General features: G+C 71.5%; 20 protein-coding genes. 5 read left to right on the top strand and 15 right to left on the bottom strand.

Translation table 11 applies throughout. The features are described 5' to 3' along the window. The first annotated feature begins 66 nt into the window (after window positions 1-66). From CP983_RS09645 to CP983_RS09630, 4 genes are all read left to right on the top strand, one after another. Entirely contained in the window at window positions 67-615 is a 549-nt protein-coding gene (locus CP983_RS09645; RefSeq protein ID WP_150499298.1) for a DUF1697 domain-containing protein, read from the top strand. After that, entirely contained in the window at window positions 608-940 is a 333-nt protein-coding gene (locus CP983_RS09640) for a nuclear transport factor 2 family protein (protein WP_373309793.1), read from the top strand. Before CP983_RS09645 ends, CP983_RS09640 begins: the two co-directional genes overlap by 8 nt. Before the next feature lie 47 nt (window positions 941-987). Further along, on the top strand, window positions 988-2,004 hold the full coding sequence (locus tag CP983_RS09635; protein ID WP_150499297.1) for a ketopantoate reductase family protein: 1,017 nt from the start codon (window positions 988-990) through the stop codon (window positions 2,002-2,004). A gap of 189 nt (window positions 2,005-2,193) precedes the next feature. Beyond that, complete coding sequence (locus tag CP983_RS09630; protein WP_189748519.1) at window positions 2,194-2,484, top strand: hypothetical protein; 291 nt, start codon at window positions 2,194-2,196, stop codon at window positions 2,482-2,484. A 10-nt stretch (window positions 2,485-2,494) separates the two neighbouring features. On the opposite strand, the gene CP983_RS09625 is transcribed toward CP983_RS09630, so the two are convergent. The 15 genes from CP983_RS09625 to CP983_RS09555 all read right to left on the bottom strand — a co-directional run bounded on the left by CP983_RS09625 (window position 2,495) and on the right by CP983_RS09555 (window position 17,407). Continuing rightward, window positions 2,495-3,235, bottom strand: coding sequence for a sirohydrochlorin chelatase (locus CP983_RS09625; protein ID WP_107907759.1), 741 nt, complete (start codon window positions 3,233-3,235; stop codon window positions 2,495-2,497). 6 nt (window positions 3,236-3,241) lie between these two features. After that, the gene (locus CP983_RS09620) at window positions 3,242-4,135 is read right to left on the bottom strand and encodes an ABC transporter permease (protein WP_107907760.1); all 894 of its coding nucleotides are present in this window, start codon (window positions 4,133-4,135) and stop codon (window positions 3,242-3,244) included. Further along, window positions 4,122-4,910 carry an ABC transporter ATP-binding protein gene (locus tag CP983_RS09615; RefSeq protein ID WP_107908361.1) on the bottom strand — a complete coding sequence of 263 codons (789 nt, stop codon included), beginning with the start codon at window positions 4,908-4,910 and terminating at the stop codon, window positions 4,122-4,124. The genes CP983_RS09620 and CP983_RS09615 overlap by 14 nt, the downstream gene beginning before the upstream one ends. A 41-nt stretch (window positions 4,911-4,951) precedes the next feature. Next, window positions 4,952-6,055, bottom strand: coding sequence for an aliphatic sulfonate ABC transporter substrate-binding protein (locus CP983_RS09610; protein WP_150499296.1), 1,104 nt, complete (start codon window positions 6,053-6,055; stop codon window positions 4,952-4,954). Window positions 6,056-6,242: 187 nt separating this feature from the next. Beyond that, the gene (locus CP983_RS09600; protein WP_150499295.1) at window positions 6,243-7,571 is read right to left on the bottom strand and encodes a sulfate adenylyltransferase subunit 1; all 1,329 of its coding nucleotides are present in this window, start codon (window positions 7,569-7,571) and stop codon (window positions 6,243-6,245) included. A gap of 2 nt (window positions 7,572-7,573) precedes the next feature. Beyond that, on the bottom strand, window positions 7,574-8,512 hold the full coding sequence (gene cysD, locus CP983_RS09595) for a sulfate adenylyltransferase subunit CysD (protein WP_107907763.1): 939 nt from the start codon (window positions 8,510-8,512) through the stop codon (window positions 7,574-7,576). After that, window positions 8,509-9,084, bottom strand: a complete 576-nt coding sequence (cysC, locus tag CP983_RS09590) for an adenylyl-sulfate kinase (RefSeq protein ID WP_150499294.1) — start codon at window positions 9,082-9,084, stop codon at window positions 8,509-8,511. The genes cysD and cysC overlap by 4 nt, the downstream gene beginning before the upstream one ends. Next, entirely contained in the window at window positions 9,081-9,791 is a 711-nt protein-coding gene (locus CP983_RS09585) for a phosphoadenylyl-sulfate reductase (protein ID WP_150499293.1), read from the bottom strand. Before CP983_RS09585 ends, cysC begins: the two co-directional genes overlap by 4 nt. After that, complete coding sequence (locus CP983_RS09580) at window positions 9,788-9,967, bottom strand: hypothetical protein (protein WP_030967755.1); 180 nt, start codon at window positions 9,965-9,967, stop codon at window positions 9,788-9,790. Before CP983_RS09580 ends, CP983_RS09585 begins: the two co-directional genes overlap by 4 nt. Continuing rightward, on the bottom strand, window positions 9,964-11,661 hold the full coding sequence (locus CP983_RS09575; RefSeq protein WP_107907766.1) for a nitrite/sulfite reductase: 1,698 nt from the start codon (window positions 11,659-11,661) through the stop codon (window positions 9,964-9,966). The genes CP983_RS09580 and CP983_RS09575 overlap by 4 nt, the downstream gene beginning before the upstream one ends. Window positions 11,662-11,790: 129 nt before the next feature. After that, on the bottom strand, window positions 11,791-11,874 hold the full coding sequence (locus CP983_RS45190; RefSeq protein ID WP_310591794.1) for a putative leader peptide: 84 nt from the start codon (window positions 11,872-11,874) through the stop codon (window positions 11,791-11,793). A 126-nt stretch (window positions 11,875-12,000) separates the two neighbouring features. Beyond that, window positions 12,001-12,573 (bottom strand): GNAT family N-acetyltransferase, encoded by a 573-nt coding sequence (locus CP983_RS09570; RefSeq protein ID WP_150499292.1) that lies wholly within the window; start codon window positions 12,571-12,573, stop codon window positions 12,001-12,003. A gap of 142 nt (window positions 12,574-12,715) precedes the next feature. Continuing rightward, entirely contained in the window at window positions 12,716-14,005 is a 1,290-nt protein-coding gene (locus tag CP983_RS09565) for a hypothetical protein (protein ID WP_150499291.1), read from the bottom strand. A 145-nt stretch (window positions 14,006-14,150) separates the two neighbouring features. Beyond that, the gene (locus CP983_RS09560) at window positions 14,151-15,428 is read right to left on the bottom strand and encodes a GAF domain-containing protein (protein WP_150499290.1); all 1,278 of its coding nucleotides are present in this window, start codon (window positions 15,426-15,428) and stop codon (window positions 14,151-14,153) included. Between the two features lie 344 nt (window positions 15,429-15,772). Further along, on the bottom strand, window positions 15,773-17,407 hold the full coding sequence (locus CP983_RS09555) for an acyl-CoA dehydrogenase family protein (RefSeq protein WP_150499289.1): 1,635 nt from the start codon (window positions 17,405-17,407) through the stop codon (window positions 15,773-15,775). Window positions 17,408-17,541: 134 nt separating this feature from the next. Here CP983_RS09555 and CP983_RS09550 point away from each other — a divergent pair, with 134 nt between their 5' ends. Then, window positions 17,542-18,693, top strand: coding sequence for a YihY/virulence factor BrkB family protein (locus CP983_RS09550; protein ID WP_150499288.1), 1,152 nt, complete (start codon window positions 17,542-17,544; stop codon window positions 18,691-18,693). Window positions 18,694-18,696 lie beyond the last annotated feature (3 nt).

The raw sequence follows: 18,696 nt of genomic DNA, 5'->3' as shown, positions 1-18,696 counted from the left end.
GGCACGACGGCCGCCTCACGACGACCGGACCGCCCGGGGCGCGCGTGATCGCCATAAGGTGGCCGGATGACGACGACGTATGCGGCTCTGCTCCGTGGCATCAACGTGGGCGGCAGCAGAAAAGTCCCGATGGCCGAACTGCGCACCCTGGTGACCGGTCTCGGCCACGACGGCGTTCGCACCCATCTCCAGAGCGGCCAGGCCGTGTTCGCCGCCGATCACGGCGACGAGGAGTCCCTGGCCGCGGAGCTCGCCTCGGCCATCGAGAAGCACTTCGGCTTCGCCGTCGACGTGATCGTCCGCGACCACGCCTACCTCAAGGCGATCGCCGACAACTGCCCCTTCCCGGCAGCCGAGTTGGAGCCCAAGCAGCTCCATGTCACCTACTTCTCCGCCCCGGTCGAGGCCGAGCGGTTCGCGGAGATCGACCGGGACGCCCACCTCCCGGAGGAGTTCCGGCTCGGCGACCGCGCCCTGTACCTGTACGCCCCGAACGGCCTGGGCCGCTCCAAGCTCGCCGAGATCCTGTCGAGACCGCGGATCAACAAGGGTTTGATCGCCACCAGCCGCAACTGGAACACCGTCGTGAAACTCGTGGAGATGACCGGTGCCTGACGCCCGGACCGCCGCCGTGGAAGCCGCCATCGAGGGTGAACTGCGCCTGCTCCAGCCGGAGGTCCGGTCCTCCCCGGAGCTGCTCGCCGAACTGCTGCACCCGGAGTTCCGGGAGTTCGGCTCGTCGGGGCGGTACTGGGACCGGCCGTCGATCATCGAGTCCCTGGTCGCGGGCGAGGACCCGGGGCCGCGGCCCGTCGTCGTGTCACGGATGGACGGCGTCCAGCTCGCCCCCGACCTCGTCCACCTCACCTTCGACACCGTGCACGCCGGCAGGCACGCGCACCGCAGCTCCCTGTGGCGGCGCACGGACGCCGGCTGGTAGATGTACTTCCATCAGGGGACGCCGTTCCCCGCCGAGGGGGAGTGACCTTGCGCTACGTCATCATCGGGGCCGGAGCCGTCGGTGGCGTCATCGGCGGACGGCTAGCGGGCTCGGGACACGAGGTCGTCCTGGTCGCCCGCGGCGCCCACTTCGAGGCCCTACGGGATCACGGGCTGCGGCTCAGGGTGCCCGAGGGCGAGCTGACCCACCGGCTGCCCGTCGTCGACGGACCCGCAGCGCTCGGGGAACTGCGCCCCGACGACGTCCTCGTGCTCGCCGTGAAGACCCAGGACAGCGTGGCCGCGCTCCGGACCTGGGGCCCCGCCCCGGTCGCCGGCGGCGGTATGGCAGCAGAGCGGCTGCCCCTGTTCTGCGCGCAGAACGGCGTGGAGGGCCAGCGCATAGCCCTCAGGCTCTTCCGACGCGTCTACGGCGTCTGCGTGTGGCTGCCGTCGACGTACGTCGAACCCGGCGTGGTCTCCGCCGCCGGCAGCCCCCTCACCGGCATCCTGCACCTCGGCCGTCACCCCCACGGCACCGACGAGACCGCCCGCCTCGTCGCCGCCGACCTGGAGAAGTCGCACTTCGAGGCGCCGGTCGTCCCGGACGTGGCGCGCTGGCAGTACGCCAAGCTGCTGTCCAACCTCGGCAACGCCCTGGAGGCCGTCACCGGCCCCGTCTCCGACGAGGACGCCCTCGCGCTGTTCCGGCGGGTGCGGGCCGAGGGAGCGGCCGTGCTCGACGCCGCCGGGATCGCGTACGCGAGCACCGAGGAACAGCAGGCGGTACGGGGCGACAAGGTCACCCTCGTCCCCCTGGACGGCGCCCCGCGCGGCGGCGGCTCCTCCTGGCAGTCCCTCACCCGTGGCACCGGCACCATCGAGGCCGACTACCTCAACGGTGAGATCGCCCTGCTGGGCCGGCTGCACGGCGTACCGACCCCGCTGAACGAACTCCTCCAGCACCTCGCCGACACCTTCGCGCGCGAGCGGCGGGCGGCGGGCTCGATGCCGGTGGCGGAGCTGATGCGGCTGGCCGACGCGGCGGTCGTCAACACACGCTGATCAACTGACCGCGGCTCGCCCCAACCACGCGACAAACAGCGGCCGTTGTCCCTAGGGTGATCCGCGCCAGGACGGCGGGAAGAGCAGGTCACCGTGGCGGGCGGCGCGGCACGGGCATGCCCGCGACGGTGCGGCCGGGCCGCGGCACCGGCCGGGCTCTCGGCCGTGCAAGCCACAGGAGGCGGGACAGTGAGTACCTACAACATGCGCGACTTCGACGGCTCGGCCCACGACGGGTCCGACCCGGCCGCGCTGCTGCGCCTGGCGGAGCGGCTCGTGGAGCGGCTGCACATCGAGAAGCCCGCACTGGTCCCGCAGGGGGAGATCGTCCGGGACGAGCTGCTGTACGCCGCCCAGGACGGCCTGCCCGCCAACCGCGGCCGGATCCGCTTCGCCCTGGAGGCCATCGGCACCGGAGTGGTGGCCGGCGGCGGCTGTCTGATCCTGGTCCAGGAGATCGGCCGCGTGCTGGAGGTGTGACGCCGGGCGCTCAGGCCCCGACGGCCGCCAGCACCGGCACCCGTGCCGCCTCGTAGCGCTCCAGCAGGACCCGGGCCACCTCGGGCGCTGCCCCCAGCACGTCCGCCAGGACGTCCGCCTCGGCGGCGCCCCGGGCGATGCGGTCCGGCAGGAAGCCCGGCGCCAGGACGTACGGCGCCACGGCCACCCGCTCACAGCCGAGCTCGCGAAGCTCGCGCACCGCGTCCTCGGTGCGGGGCAGAGATGCGGAGGCGAACGCAGGCCGCACGGCGCACCAACCGGTGTGCCGCCACTCCCGCGCGATTTCAGCGATCACTGCGATCGCCTCCGGGTCGGTGGACCCCGCCGAGGCCAGCACGACCCCGGTCGAGGACTTGTCGGCGGGCGTCAGGCCCGCCTCGTACAGGCGCCGCTCCAGGGCCGCCATCAGCAGCGGCGACGGGCCGAGGACCTCCGCCTGCCGGATCCGCAGCTGCGGCGGCGCGTCCCGCAGCACCGCCGGGATGTCGGCCTTCGCGTGGAAGGCGCGCGTCAGCAGCAGGGGCAGCGCCACGACGTCCCGCACACCCTGGGCCGCGAGCGACTCCAGCACGCCCTGCACGGAGGGGATGTTGAAGTCCAGGAAGCCGGTCTCCACCCGCACGTCGGGGCGCAGCGCGCGGACCCGCCGTACGAGGGCGTGCACGGTCGCGGCGTGCCGCGGGTCGCGGCTGCCGTGGGCGATGACGAGGAGGACCGGTTTCTTGGACATCGGGGTTCAGCTCCTTGCCAGCAGACCGCGGCTGCGCAGCACCCACCGCTCCAGCGGGCTGAAGATCAGCAGGTCGATGGCGATGCCGACGATCAGGATGAGCAGGATGGCGAAGAACACCATCGACATGGAACTCGTGTTGCGGCCGTTCTCCAGCAACTGGCCGAGGCCGACGCCGAGGTCGGGCGAGGACGCGATGATCTCCGCCGCCATCAGCGAACGCCAGGAGAAGGCCCAGCCCTGCTTCAGGCCCGCGAGATAGCCCGGCAGCGCCGCCGGCATCACGATGTGCCAGGTGCCCTTCAGACCCGTCGCGCCCAGCGTGCGGCCGGCCCGCAGGAACAGCGGCGGCACCTGGTCGACGCCGGACACCAGGCCGTTGGCGATCGAGGGGACCGCGCCCAGCAGGATCACCGCGAACATCATCCGGTCGTTCAGGCCCAGCCAGATCACGGCCGGCGGCACCCAGGCCACCGACGGCAGCGACTGGAGGCCGGACAGGATCGGCCCGATCGCCGCGCGCACGAACCGCACCCGCGCGACCACCAGACCCAGCGGCGTACCGATCGCGAGCGCCAGCAGGAAGCCGAGCAGACCGCGCGAGACGGACGTCCAGATGTACTCGTGGAGGGTGCCCTCCAGCCACGACTCGCGCAGCTCGCCCCACACGTCGGACGGCGCGGGCAGCTTCGTCGGGTCGCCGGCGATCCCGGACGACACCAGGAACTGCCACACCGCCAGCACGAGCGCGACGGCGACGACCGGCGGCAGGATCTTCTGGGTCAGGGTCCTGCGGAACGGCGTACGGCCCGTCTGGACCGTCTCCAGTGCGTCCAGGCCCGCTTCGAGCCCGGCGAGATCGGCCCCGTCCTTGGCGGCGGTCGTCTCAGTGCTGGCCATGACGGCGGATCTCCCCACGCAGTTCTTCGGTGATCTCCCGGGACAGTTCCGCCACCTCGGCGTCCTCGATGCGGCGCGGCTGCGGGATGCCGACCGTCCACTCCCGCGCGACCCGGCCCGGGCGGGAGGACAGCAGGACGACGCGCTGCGCCAGGCGGACCGCCTCGCGCACGTTGTGCGTCACGAACAGCACGGACACCTGCGTCTCGCGCCAGATCCGGGTCAGCTCGTCGTGCAGCACGTCCCGGGTGATCGCGTCGAGTGCGGCGAACGGCTCGTCCATCAGCAGCAGCTTGCTGTCCTGGGCGAGCGCCCGCGCCATGGCCACGCGCTGGCGCATACCGCCGGACAGCTCGTGCACCCGCTTGCCGTACGCGCCCTTGAGGCGGACCAGTTCGAGGAGTTCCTCGGCGCGCTCGCGCCGCTCGGCCTTGGCGACACCCCGGAGCTTCAGGGCGAGCTCGATGTTCTTGCCCGCGGTCAGCCACGGGAACAGGGCGTGCTCCTGGAACATCAGCGCCGGGCGGCCGTCGGTGGTGATGCTGCCGGCGCTGGGCCGGTCGAGGCCGGCCACCAGGTTCAGCAGCGTCGACTTGCCGCAGCCGGACGCCCCGAGGAGGGTGACGAACTCGCCGGGCGCCACGTCGAGGTTGATGTCGTCGAGCACGAGCTGCTGCCCGGCGGGGCCGGCGAAGGACTTCGAGACGTGGTCGATGCGCGCGGCGTGCTCCACGGACACATCCGTGTCGGCGGCCTTGGCGAGAGCTGTCGCCATGGTCGTCACCTCCTGGGAACTCATCGGGATCAGTGCCTTGCTCACGACTTCGCGCCGAGTCCGGCGTCGTCGGCCTCAGGTTCGCCCTCGCCCTTGAGGACCTTGTTCAGCGGTGCCAGGTCGTAGATCCCGGCCAGGTCCGGCTGCTGGAGCAGCCCGGCCTTGACCGCGTGCTCGGCCTGGGTGTTCAGGGTGGCCGCCAGCGGGTCGTCCGTGACCCGGATGGACCGCCACGCGGGGTCGAGCACATGGGCCGGGAGCGGCTTGCCGGTGTCGGCCTCGAGCTGGGCGTTGGCCGCCGCCTTGGCCTTGTCCGGGTTGGCGCCGATCCACTTGTTGGTCTTCACCGAGGCGCGAAGCACGGCCTCGACGACGTCCGGGTGCTCCTTCAGGAAGCTCTGCGACACGATCACGTTGGTGATCACGAACTTCTTGTCGGGCCACAGGTCGCCCTCGTCGAGGAGCACCTTGCCGCCCTCGGCGACCAGCTTCGAGGCGGTCGGCTCGGGCACCCACGCGCCGTCGATCGAGCCCGACTTGTAGGCGTCCGGCGTGATCTTGTTGTCGGTGCGGACGACCGAGACGTCGCCCTTGCCGCTCTCCGCGTCGACCTTCCAGCCCTGCTCGGAGACCCAGTTGAGGAACGCCACGTCCTGGGTGTTGCCGAGCTGCGGGGTGGCGATCCTCTTGCCCTTGACGTCCTTCAGGGACTTGATCCTCTCCGGGTTCGCCACGAGCTTCACGCCGCCCGAGGCCGAACCGGAGATGATCCGCAGGTTCTTGCCGCCCGCCTTGATGTAGCCGTTGACCGCGGGGGACGGGCCGATCCAGCCGATGTCGATGGAGCCGGAGTTCAGCGCCTCGATCTCCGACGGACCGGCGTTGAACGTGGAGTACCGCGCCAGCGTGCCGCCGAGCTCCTTCTGGAACAGCCCCTCGTGCCGGCCGACCAGGGCGGTGGCGTGGGTGAGGTTCCCGAAGTAGCCGATCTTCACCGAGTCCAGGCCGTCGACCTTGGCCGCCCCGGCGATCGCCTGCTCGGCGTTGTCCTTGGCCTGCGAGCCGTAGCCGCACGCCGCGAGGGCGAGCAGTGGCAGCGCGGCCAGGACGGCGAGCGTCCGTCGCAGGGCGGGGGTGGCAGGCACGGGAGGGGTTCCTCTCGGTGGCCCGGCACTCACGCCCTGCTCAGGCGCGGCCGGGAGATCGGCGGATGGACGAAGGGCGGGTCAGCGCACACATCGCGGCACTCCGCCCTGCCCGCTCCCGAGGGCGCCGCTGCCGACGCGGCCGCCCTCCTTCGCGAACGTGGAGAAGAAGTCGAGGGCCTTCATGTCAGAAGTCCCACCCGTCGTCCTCGGCCTCGTCCTTGACCGGCTCCGGCGAGGCGAACGACTCGCCGACCATGCCCGCGGTGAGCGTGGTGCCGTCGCTGGGGTCGATCAGGATGAACGAACCGGTGCGGCGCGAGTCGGCGTAGGAGTCGACCGGCAGCGGCTCGGCGGTGCGGACCTTCACCCGGCCGATGTCGTTGGCGACGAGCTGCCCCGGGTGCGGGTGCAGGGACAGGTCGTCCAGCGTCAGCCGGGACGGGATGTCCTTGACGATCGCCTTGACCGTGCGGGTGCCGTGCTTGAGCAGCACCCGGTGGCCGACGGTCAGCGGCGCGTCGGCGACGTGGCACACGGTCGCCTCGATGTCCTGCGTGGTCGCGGGCGCGTCCTTCGTCGGCACGAGCAGGTCGCCGCGCGAGATGTCGATGTCGTCCTCCAGCAGGACGGTCACCGACTGCGTGGTCCACGCGACGTCGACCGGCTCGCCCAGCAGGTCGATGCCGGAGATCCTCGACACACGGCCCGACGGCAGCACCGTCACCGACTCGCCGACGCGGAACGAACCCGCGGCGATCTGACCGGCGTAGCCCCGGTAGTCCGGGTGCTCGGCGGTCTGCGGCCGGATCACGTACTGCACGGGCAGCCGGGCGTGGCAGTGGCTCAGGTCGTGGGTGACCGGGACCGTCTCCAGGTGCTCCAGGAAGGTCGGCCCGCCGTACCAGTCCATGTTCGCGGACGGGTCCACCACGTTGTCGCCGGCCAGCGCCGAGATCGGGATCGCGGTGATCTCCGGGACGCCCAGTTCCAGCGCGTACGCCGTGAACTCCTCGGCGATCGCGGCGAACACGGACTCCTGGTAGTCGACCAGGTCCATCTTGTTCACGGCGAGCACCACGTGCGGCACCCGCAGCAGCGCGGCGATCGCGGCGTGCCGCCGGGTCTGCTCGACGACGCCGTTGCGGGCGTCGACCAGGATCACCGTCAGCTCGGCCGTCGACGCGCCGGTGACCATGTTGCGGGTGTACTGCACATGGCCCGGGGTGTCGGCGAGGATGAACCGGCGCCGGGGCGTGGCGAAGTAACGGTACGCCACGTCGATCGTGATGCCCTGCTCCCGCTCGGCCCGCAGACCGTCGGTGAGCAGCGCGAGGTCCGGGGCGTCCTGCCCGCGCGAGGCGGACGCGCGCTCCACGGCCTCCAGCTGGTCCACGAGGACGGACTTGGAGTCGTGCAGCAGCCGGCCGACGAGCGTGGACTTGCCGTCGTCGACGGAGCCGGCGGTGGCGAACCGCAGCAGGGTCGTCTCGGAGAGTTCCGTGGTCGTGCTCATGCTTAGAAGTACCCCTCGCGCTTACGGTCTTCCATCGCGGCCTCGGACATCTTGTCGTCGGCGCGGGTCGCGCCGCGCTCGGTGAGCCGGGAGGCGGCGATCTCGGTGATGACCTGCTCCAGGGTCACGGCGTCGGAGTCGACGGCGCCCGTGCAGGACATGTCACCGACGGTCCGGTAGCGCACGAGACGCTTCTCGACCGTCTCGCCGTCCTTGGGGCCGCCCCACTCGCCGGCCGTCAGCCACATGCCGCTGCGCGCGAACACCTCGCGCTCGTGCGCGAAGTAGATCTCCGGCAGCTCGATGCCCTCGCGGGCGATGTACTGCCACACGTCGAGCTCGGTCCAGTTGGACAGCGGGAACACACGGACGTGCTCGCCGGGGGCGTGCCGGCCGTTGTACAGGTTCCACAGCTCGGGCCGCTGCCGGCGCGGGTCCCACTGCGAGAACTCGTCGCGCAGCGAGAAGACGCGCTCCTTGGCCCGCGCCTTCTCCTCGTCGCGGCGACCGCCGCCGAAGACCGCGTCGAACTTCTCGCTCTGGATCTTCTCGGTGAGGGGAAGCGTCTGGAGCGGGTTGCGGGTGCCGTCCGGACGCTCCTTGAGCACCCCGCGGTCGATGTAGTCCTGCACGGAGGCGACATGCAGCCGCAGGCCGTGCTCGGCGACCGTACGGTCCCGGTAGTCCAGGACCTCGGGGAAGTTGTGCCCGGTGTCGACGTGCAGCAGCGAGAAGGGGATCGCCGCGGGGGCGAACGCCTTCAGCGCCAGGTGCAGCATGACGATGGAGTCCTTGCCGCCGGAGAACAGGATCACCGGCCGCTCGAACTCGCCCGCCACCTCGCGGAAGATGTGCACCGCCTCGGACTCCAGCGCGTCCAGGTGCGAGAGGGCGTACGGGGAGTCCGTACCCTCCTCCACCTCGGCGACGGTCGTCGTCATGCCAGTCCCCTTTCGGTGAGCAGCGCGTGGACCGCGGCCGCGGACTCCTGGACGGTCTGGTGCTGCGACTCGATGCGCAGGTCGGGCGTCTCGGGCTGCTCGTAGGGGTCGTCCACCCCGGTGAGCCCGGACAGCTCGCCCGCCGCCTGCTTGGCGTACAGACCCTTCACATCCCGTACGGAGCACACCTCGACCGGAGTCGCCACGTGCACCTCGATGTACGGTGCCCCGCCCTCCTGGTGGCGCTTGCGCACCGCCTCACGGCTGTCCGCGTAGGGGGCGATCACCGGCACGAGCGCCTTGACGCCGTTGCGGGCGAGCAGTTCGGCGAGGAAGCCGATGCGCTGCACGTTGGTGTGCCGGTCCTCGCGGCTGAAGCCGAGGCCCGCCGAGATGAACTCGCGGATCTCGTCGCCGTCGAGCACCTCGACGAGGTGGCCCTCCGAGCGCAGCCGGCCGGCCAGTTCGTACGCGATGGTGGTCTTGCCGGCGCTCGGCAGACCCGTGAGCCAGACGGTGGCTCCGGTCGTCACTTGGTTCTCCTGAGTCTGATTCGTCCGGGTGGTCGTCATCCGTGGAGCCCGCACTCGGTCTTGCCGCGGCCGGCCCAGCGGCCGGCGCGCGCGTCCTCGCCCTCCAGGACCCGCCTGGTGCAGGGGGCGCAGCCGACGGACGCGTAGCCGTCCATCAGCAACGGGTTCGTCAGCACACCGTGTTCGGCGACGTAGGCGTCCACGTCGTCCTGCGTCCAGCGGGCGATGGGGGAGACCTTCACCTTCCGGCGCTTCTCGTCCCAGCCGACGACCGGGGTGTTCGCCCGGGTCGGCGACTCGTCGCGGCGCAGCCCGGTCGCCCAGGACACGTAACCCTTGAGCCCGCGCTCCAGGGGCTCGACCTTGCGCAGCTTGCAGCACAGGTCGGGGTCCCGGTCGTGCAACTTGGGCCCGTACTCGGCGTCCTGCTCGGCGACCGTCTGACGCGGGGTCAGCGTGATGACGTTGACGTCCATCACGGCCTCGACCGCGTCTCGGGTGCCGATGGTCTCCTCGAAGTGGTAGCCCGTGTCGAGGAACACGACGTCCACGCCGGGCATGGCACGGGAGGCGAGGTGGGCGACCACCGCGTCCTCCATCGACGAGGTCACGCAGAAGCGCGCCCCGAAGGTGTCGACCGCCCACCGGAGGATCTCCAGCGCGGAGGCGTCCTCCAGGTCACGGCCCGCCTGCTCGGCGAGCGCCTTCAGATCGTCGGTCGTGCGCTCTTCCTGAACCGCGGTCATATCTCGTCTCCCCCTGCGTCGTTGGGCTGAAGGCCCCGGGTGAGCAACCCGAGGAACTTCAGCTGGAATGCGCGGTTGCACGCCGCGCATTCCCATGCGCCGTGGCCCTGCTCGGACGGACGGAGGTCCTCGTCGCCGCAGTAGGGGCAGTAGAAGGGGGCGGCCCGCTCGCTCACGACAGGGCCTCCTCGGAGGCACGGGCGGCCCACGTGGCGAACCGCTCGCCGTCCTCGCGCTCCTCCTGGAACCGCTTCAGGACGCGCTCGACGTAGTCCGGCAGCTCGTCGGAGGTGACCTTCAGGCCACGCACCTTGCGCCCGAACCCGGCCTCCAGACCGAGCGCGCCGCCCAGGTGCACCTGGTAGCCCTCGACCTGCTCGCCCCGGTCGTTGACGACCAGCTGCCCCTTGAGACCGATGTCCGCCACCTGGATACGGGCGCAGGCGTTCGGGCAGCCGTTGATGTTGATGGTGAGCGGCTCGTCGAAGTCCGGGATCCGGCGCTCCAGCTCGTCGATCAGCTGGGAGCCGCGTGCCTTGGTCTCGACGATCGCGAGCTTGCAGTACTCGATGCCGGTGCAGGCCATGGTGCCGCGCCGGAACGAGGACGGCCGGGCGGTGAGGTCCAGCGCCTCCAGGGACTCGACGAGCGAGTCGACCTGTGCCTCCTCGACATCGAGGATGATCATCTTCTGCTCGACGGTGGTACGGACCCGGCCCGAGCCGTGCGCCTCGGCGAGCTCGGCGATCTTCGTCAGGGTCGTGCCGTCGACCCGGCCGACGCGCGGGGCGAACCCGACGTAGAAGCGGCCGTCGTTCTGCCGGTGCACACCGACGTGGTCGCGCCAGCGCTGGAGCGGCTGGGCGGGGGCGGGGCCGTCGACCAGCTCCCGCCCCAGGTACTCGTCCTGGAGGATCTGGCGGAACTTCTCCGGGCCCCAGTCGGCGACCAGGAACTTCAGGCGGGCGCGGGTGCGCAGCCGCCGGTAGCCGTAGTCGCGGAAGATGCCGATCACGCCCGCCCAGACGTCCGGGACCTCGTCCAGCGGCACCCAGGCGCCGAGCCGGACGCCGATCTTCGGGTTGGTGGACAGGCCGCCGCCGACCCACAGGTCGAAGCCGGGGCCGTGCTCGGGGTGGTTCACACCGACGAACGCGATGTCGTTGATCTCGTGGGCCACGTCGAGCAGCGGCGAGCCGGAGATCGCCGTCTTGAACTTGCGCGGCAGGTTGGAGAACTCCTTGCTGCCGATGTAGCGGCTGTGGATCTCGTCGATGGCGGAGGAGCCGTCGATGATCTCGTCCTCGGCGATGCCGGCGACCGGCGAGCCGATGACCACACGCGGGGTGTCGCCGCAGGCCTCGGTGGTGGACAGGCCGACCGCCTCCAGGCGGTTCCAGATCTCGGGCACGTCCTCGATCCGGATCCAGTGGTACTGGACGTTCTGCCGGTCGGTGATGTCGGCGGTGCCCCGCGCGAACTCCTGAGAGATCTCACCGATCACCCGCAACTGCTGGGTGGTGAGCCGGCCGCCGTCGATCCGCACCCGCAGCATGAAGTACTTGTCGTCCAGCTCCTCCGGCTCCAGGATCGCGGTCTTGCCGCCGTCGATCCCGGGCTTGCGCTGGGTGTAGAGCCCCCACCAGCGCATCCGGCCGCGAAGGTCGTTCGGGTCGATGGAGTCGAAGCCACGCTTGGAGTAGATCGTCTCAATGCGTGTCCGCACATTGAGACCGTCGTCGTCCTTCTTGAACTGTTCGTTGCCGTTGAGCGGGGTGAAGTGCCCCGCGGCCCACTGACCCTCACCGCGGTGACGGCTCACCTTGCGGCGGGGAGTCGCGGCGGCAGGCTTCTGCGGGGTGGCGGCCATGGTTGATACGTCCTTCGGGACAGGCGGGAATGCGGCTCTGACCTGCGCATACGGGCGCATGGGCATACGTGCGCGACATTGCGCGGGAATGAAGCGGGAAGAGAGAGATGTCTGGGCGCTGCGGGGCTGTCAGCGCGCCGGACAGATGGCGCTGGACATGCGGCCGAGGTCGACGTGCCGCCGACTCACCAAGGCAATTCCAGTTCCAGACATGACGGAAGCGTGGCACGGCGATCTGGACACAGTCCAGCTTCGTCCATCATGCGGACACCCTTGTCCCGTAGAGTGAGACAAGGGTGTCGTCGGTCACATGGCCGTATTGGGTCGTTTCTTCCCAGGTCAGGCTGGGTATGCCCCGGGCCACGGTCCGGGCGTGGCCACCACGGCCTCCTCCTCGACCTTGGTGTCGAAGAGCTTGAAGCCGCGGCGCTGGTAGTTGGCCATGGCGTGCTCGCCGTCCTTGCTGCATGTGTGCAGCCATACCCGCTTCGTCCGCGCCCGCTCCGGCCAGCGCTCCGCCAGGTCCCAGGCGCGCGCGGCGCCGTACGCCAGCAGGTACCCGCCGATGCGGCGGCCGCGGAAGGCCGGGATCAGGCCGAAGTACTCGATCTCCACGACCCCGTCGTCCTGCGGGCTCAGCTCCACGTACCCGGCGGGCGTACCCCGGTCGTAGGCCACCCAGGTCTCGACGCCGTCCCGCTCCAGGTGCTCCTGCCACCGTGCGTACGGCCAGCCGAGCCGGTCGGTCCACAGGATGTCGCCGCCGACCGAGGCGTACAGGAACCGGCTGAACTCGGGCGAGGGCACCTCGGCACGGACGACCCGCACGTCGCCCTGCGGGGCTTCGGCCGGGAGGAGGTCGTCGGGGGAGGTCTGTTCCAGGGACCAGGTGGTCACGGCGAGGTTGGGCATGTCGGCCAGGGAATCATCCGGGTGGGTGATTTGTCGATCGACTGCGGCGCCGTCGTGGCTGGTCGCGCAGTTCCCCGCGCCCCTTTGGGGCGCTCAGCCGAGCGGCGATCGAGGGGCTCAACCGGGCCATGCCGGTCGCGACTCAGTCCAGCGCCCGGTCGATCGACGTCAGTGGCATCGCGAACAGCATCCGGCCCGACTGGGACCAGACCTCGCCGGTCGCCTCCCAGTACGACAGGGGGCCGGCCTTCAGGCCCCAGCAGCGGGGCGCGTTCTCCGAGCCGCAGCGGGTCGCCTCGGCGCCCTCGGTGTCCTGGCGCCACAGGCTGCCGTGCCGGTCCGTGCTGCCCGGGGCGCGGCCCACGTACCAGCCGGCGCGGTCCGCTCCGCCCGCCCGGTAGGAGAGGACGCCCTCGATGCCGGACGCGTCCGTCTCGTAGGCCTCGACGGCCTGCGCGGATCCGGTGGCGCCGGTGGCCAGCAGGCCGGGGCGGGCCGGGTCCTTGCTGAAGTCGTAGCGCCACAGCCGGGCCGGCCGGTCGCTGTCGACCGCCGTGCGCTCGCTCGCGACCAGGCTGTCGGGCGCGGTGCTGCGGTCGAGGGAGATACCGCCGAGGTGCGGGGCGCTGCCCGCCCCGGTCAGGCGGTACGAGCCGACGGCCGGCAGGACGAAGCGCTGGCCGTGGGCCGACCAGCCGTCCGGGACGCGGCCCACGGCGGCACTGTCGACCGTGGCGCGCTGGACGCGGTTCATGTCGTACACGTACAGCCCGTCGGCGGCGGTCACCAGCAGCTTGTCCTGGTACCAGACCATGCCGGAGAGGCGGGAGGTCAGGGCGCGGTAGTCGCGTCCGCCGTCCACCGGGACGACGAGGAGCGCGGAGGCGTACCTCAGGTGGGTGAGGTCGTTGGCGTCGACGAAGGCGACCCGGGCGAGGCCCCGGTCGGCGGCGCCCTCGTTCCAGCCGGAGAGGATCACCCGGTTGTCGTTCCACCAGCCGTCGTCGTCGGCGTCGCCCGAGGTGGTCACGGCACCCGCCCGCCAGCCCCGGGTGTCGGCGCCGTCCCAGCAGTACGCGCGCGTGGCGGCGGGGGCTATCGGCAGCGCCGTGCGCTCGGTCGGCGTACAGCCGTTCGCCTCGCGCAGGCTCCGGTCGGCGGTCTCCAGGACGGCGCTGACGCCGACCGGCTTGCCCATCCCGAAGGAGAGTTCGTCGAGCGTGGCCTGCGGGACCAGCCGCTCCTGGAGCCGGAGCGCGCCGGTGTCGGCGGCCCTGGTGAGAGGGGTCAGAGCCCCGGGGTTGTCGCCGACCGTGGCCTGTGAGGCGCTGATCATCGTGGCGGCGGCGGTGAGTGCGAGGGCGGTTCCGGCGAGGAATGCGCGCAGCGCACGCCCCTGCCTGCGTCGACGGTGTCTGCCGCGGTGCTTCATCAAACCTCCCGAGGCGAGCCAACTGCGGCCATTGGTTTGTGCGTTGACCAAAGGAGCAGGTGGGGTGGCCCGTACAGGGATGCTACGGCAGTTGGGCACGCTTGCGGACTAAGACCCTGCAAATATGCGGAAGAAGAGTCCGGACTCAGGGCATCTCGGCCGAGAACCGCCCCCGCACCACCGCGGGCGCCGTCGAGTGCGGCAGCAGCTCACGCGGGTCCTCCGGCAGCAGCACCTCGACCTCCGCGTCCTCCCGGAAGCGGTACGGCCGGTGCTCCAGCAGGCCCCCGAGATAGCGCCGCACCCGCGACAGCTCCGCCCGCACCGTCACCGTGCGGCCCGGGTCGCCGAACATGTCCTCGGCCAGCCCCGCCGCGCTGCGACCCCCCTGGTGCAGGGCCAGCAGGTACAGCAATTCGGCGTGCCGGGGACTCAGTTCGTGGCTCCAGGTGCCCGCGCCTCCGGACACCGTCACCGACGAGCGGCGCGGCTGCGTCAGATCCAGCGCGATCCGTGTCGCCCCGGCCGGCACCGGCTCGTCGGCCGGCCGCAGCAGCCAGCCCCCCGCCAGCGGCTCCACCGCGCACAGGCCGAGCGGCATCAGCCACCGCCGGCCCGGCGACAACGACTTGGGCAGCACGATCCGGCTCGTGTACGGCATCCCGGTCACCGCGGCCGTCCAGCCGTCCCGGTCCACCACCAGCGCCCGCCCGGTCAGCCGCGCCAGCACCGGCGCCGCAACCGCCCGCAGCCGCTCCAGCCCCGTCAGGTGCAGTTCCCGCAGCCGGGCCTCGGCGAGCTTGGCCACCGAGTCGACCCAGGCGAGCGTGGCCGGATGCATGGTCTCCAGCGGGCCGCTGACATCGACGACGCCGAGCAGCCGGCCGTCGCGCGGATCGGTGATGGGGGCGCCCGTGCAGGTCCAGGAGGTCTGCGAGCGGTGGAAGTGCTCGGAGGCGAAGACCTGTACGGGCCGGCGCACCACGACCGGGGTGCCGATGCCGTTCGTGCCGACGACGTCCTCCCGCCAGTCGGCGCCGAGTTCGAAGCCGAGGCCGTCCGCCTTGCGCAGCACCGAGGAGTTGCCCTCCCGCCACAGCACCCGGCCCTCGCCGTCGGCGACGACCATGATGTGGTGCGCGACGTCGGCGACCGAAAGCAGACCCTCGCGCAGCACCGGCAGCACATGTCTGAGCGCGGTGGACTCCCGGCGCCGCTGCACCTCCTCGCGGGACAGCAGACCCGACCGGAAGTCGTGGTCCGGATCGACCCCGCCGCGCAGCATGCGTTCCCAGGACTGCTCGATCACCGGCCGCGGTGCGACGGGTGAGCGCTGGCCTGCGAGGGTGGCGGCGCGGACCTCGCTCAGCAGCCGCGCCGCCCGTGCCGCGTCCAAGGGTCCTCCCGGGAGAACGGTTCTCATCTGACTGTGTGTCTCATAGTGCCGCCCCGCCGCTCGCGGAGGGACACAGTCCGCACACAGTCGCCAACAAGTTGCAACCCCTTGCAACCCTGGTGGACCGCCCTGGCCTGATTGAGACTTGAGCGACGCCGTCCCGAGCGGCGTTCGCGGCCTCGAACGGGCCATGGCGGGGGTGGTGCCGTGTCGGCGCAGCACCACCCCTTGCCACCCACCTCCGGCGGTTTGGCCGGGCGCGGTTCCAAGGACACCGGTTCAGGTACGTCGGCATGTGCGGGTGCTCTGTGGCTGGTCGCGCAGTTCCCCGCGCCCCTGAGGGACAGGCCTGCGGCCTTCCCCCCCCGCGGTCAGGTCTGCGGCCTTGAGCGGTCCACGATCGCGGTCTGGTTCAGAGTGTGCGGGAGGGTTCCGAAAGCACTGCCGCCGTCGCTGCCCAACCTCGATGCGCAGAAGGCGTCCGCGACCTCCGGTGGCGCGAATCTGACCAGGAGGGAGCCCTGGAGGACCAGGGCGAGGCGTTCGGTCAGGCGCCGGGCCCGTGCCTCGATGCCGTCCAGGTCGGCCAGGTCCGTCAACAGGGCCTTGATCGCGCCGTCCAGACGGTGATCGGCGCCGCGTGCCTGCCCCACCTCCCGCAGGTACGCGTCGAACGCCGCGGGCTCCCGCTGCAACGCCCGCAGCACGTCCAGCGCCTGGACGTTGCCCGCGCCCTCCCAGATCGAGTTCAGCGGCGACTCGCGCACCAGCCGGGGCATCCCGGACTCCTCGACGTAACCGTTGCCGCCCAGGCACTCGGCGGCCTCGACCGTCACCGGCGCGCACCGCTTGGTCACCCAGTACTTGGCGGCCGGCACCGCGATCCGCAGCAGCGCCTTCTCCTGCTCGCCGCCGGTGTCGTAGGCCGCCGCGAGCCGCAGCGCGAGGGTGGTCGCCGCCTCGGACTCGATCGCCAGGTCCGCCAGGACGTTGCGCATGAGCGGCTTGTCGACGAGCCGGCCGCCGAACGCCTCGCGGTTCTCGCAGTGATGGACCGCCTGCGCGACGGCCTGCCGCATCAGCCCCGCCGAGCCGAGCACGCAGTCGAGCCGGGTCGCCGCGACCATCTCGATGATGGTGCGCACCCCGCGCCCCTCCTCACCGACGCGGCGCGCCCACGTCCCGTCGAACTCGACCTCGCCCGACGCGTTCGACCGGTTGCCCAGCTTGTCCTTCAGCCGCTGGATCCGGAACACGTTGCGGCCGCCGTCCGCCAGCACCCGCGGCACGAGGAAGCACGTCAGCCCGTCCGGCGCCTGGGCCAGCACCAGGAACCCGTCCGACATGGGCGCCGAGCAGAACCACTTGTGCCCGCTCAGGGAGTACGTCCCGGACTCGGCCAGCGGGGTGGCCGTCGTCGTGTTGGCGCGTACGTCGCTGCCGCCCTGCTTCTCCGTCATGCCCATCCCGAACAGGGCACCGGCCTTCCGCTCCGCAGGGCGCAGCTCACGGTCGTAGATCATCGACGTCAGCCGCGGCTCCCACTCGGCGGCCAGGCCGGGGTCGGTGCGCAGGGCGGGGACCGCCGCGTGGGTCATGGACAGCGGGCAGCCGTTGCCCGCCTCGACCTGCGTCCACAGCAGGAACGCCGCCGCCCGCCGCACATGCCCGGCCGGCCGTGCCCAGGCCGCGGTCAGCCCCGCGGAGACGCCCTTGCCGAGCAGGCGGTGCCAGGACGGATGGAAGTCGACCTCGTCGATCCGGTGGCCGTAGCGGTCGTGGGTGCGCAGGCGCGGCGGGTTCTCGTTCGCCAGTACGCCCCACTCCTGCACCTGCGCCGAGCCGCAGGTCCGCCCGAAGGCGGCCAGCTCCTTGCCGACCTCGTCCTGCAGCTCGGGTGCGACATGGCGTCCGACGGCCTCGGACAGGGCCCGGTCGGCGGTGTAGACGTCGTACCCGACCAGGGGCGGTGGCTGGTTGGTCACCGTGTGCGTGCTGCCTGCCATGGCTGTGAAGCTCTCCCTCCGTCGGGCGATGTCACCACCCTGACACGGCGGGGGCACGGTGCGCGGGCAGGCGGCGAGCGCGCCCGCCCGGCGCCGCGATGAGTGCCGCGCCGCACGACGGATACCTTTAGGTCGTGCAGCCAGCAAGTGAACCGTCTCCCCAGCACTCCTCCGGTCGTCTCCACCGGGCGCGTGCCCTCTACCGGAACGTCTCCAAACGCAGGACCGCCTGGCTGCTGCTGAAGGACACCGTCAATTCCTGCATCGAGTACCGCATCCTCGGACTCGCCGCCGAAGCCGCGTTCTTCACGCTGCTGTCCGTGCCCCCGCTCCTCCTCAGCCTCATCGGCCTCCTCGGTTACGTCGACAGCTGGACCGGCACCGACACGATCAACAGCCTGGAGGCCAACCTGCTGGAGGCCTCCCGCACCGTCCTGTCCGACAAGGGCGTGCGGCAGATCGCGCAGCCGATCCTCGACGACGTGATGAACGGCGGGCGCCCCGACGTGATCTCCGTCGGCTTCCTGTTCGCCCTGTGGTCGGGCTCCCGCGCGGTGAACGTCTTCATAGACACGATCACCGTGATGTACGGCCTCGACGGCGTCCGCGGCATCGTCAAGACCCGGCTGGTGGCGTTCCTGCTGTTCATCGCGGCGCTGCTGATCGGCTCGGTGGCGCTGCCGCTGATGGTGGCGGGGCCGGACGCGGTCGTGCGGATCGTGCCCTGGTCGGAGACCCTGGTGCAGGTCCTGTACTGGCCGGTCGTGATCATCCTGTCGGTGGCGTTCCTGACCACGCTCTACCACGTGTCCGTGCCGGTCCGCTCGCCCTGGATCGAGGACGTGCCCGGCGCGCTCGTCGCCCTCGGGATGTGGGTGCTCGGCAGCTTCCTGCTGCGCATCTACCTCCAGAACACCGTCGAGGGCGCCACGATCTACGGCTCCCTCGCGGCCGCCGTCGCCGTACTGCTGTGGATCGGTGTGTCCGCGTTCGCGGTGCTCGTCGGGGCCGCGGTCAACGCCGCGATCGACCGGGTCTGGCCCGCCGCCGCGACGGCCGCCGCCCGCGCCGCGAACGAACGGCTGCGGGAGGCGCAGGTCGCCGAGTACGTGGCCCGCGCCGCCGCGAGCCGCGAGTCCGACCCCGACGACCCGGACGACCCGGACATGCCGTCGGAGTTCCCGGAGCGCTGGTCCCGCTTCCTGCCCCCGGAGGACCTCACGTCGCGGCTGCGGACCCATGTGAAGAGCCCGCACCATCCGCCGCACAAGCCGGAGGACTCCTAGCGG

The organism is Streptomyces chartreusis (assembly GCF_008704715.1).
GTDB classification, from domain to species: Bacteria; Actinomycetota; Actinomycetes; order Streptomycetales; family Streptomycetaceae; genus Streptomyces; species Streptomyces chartreusis.
The sequence above is the reverse complement of the archived record's forward strand: the minus strand, read 5'-3'. Positions and strand labels throughout refer to the sequence as shown.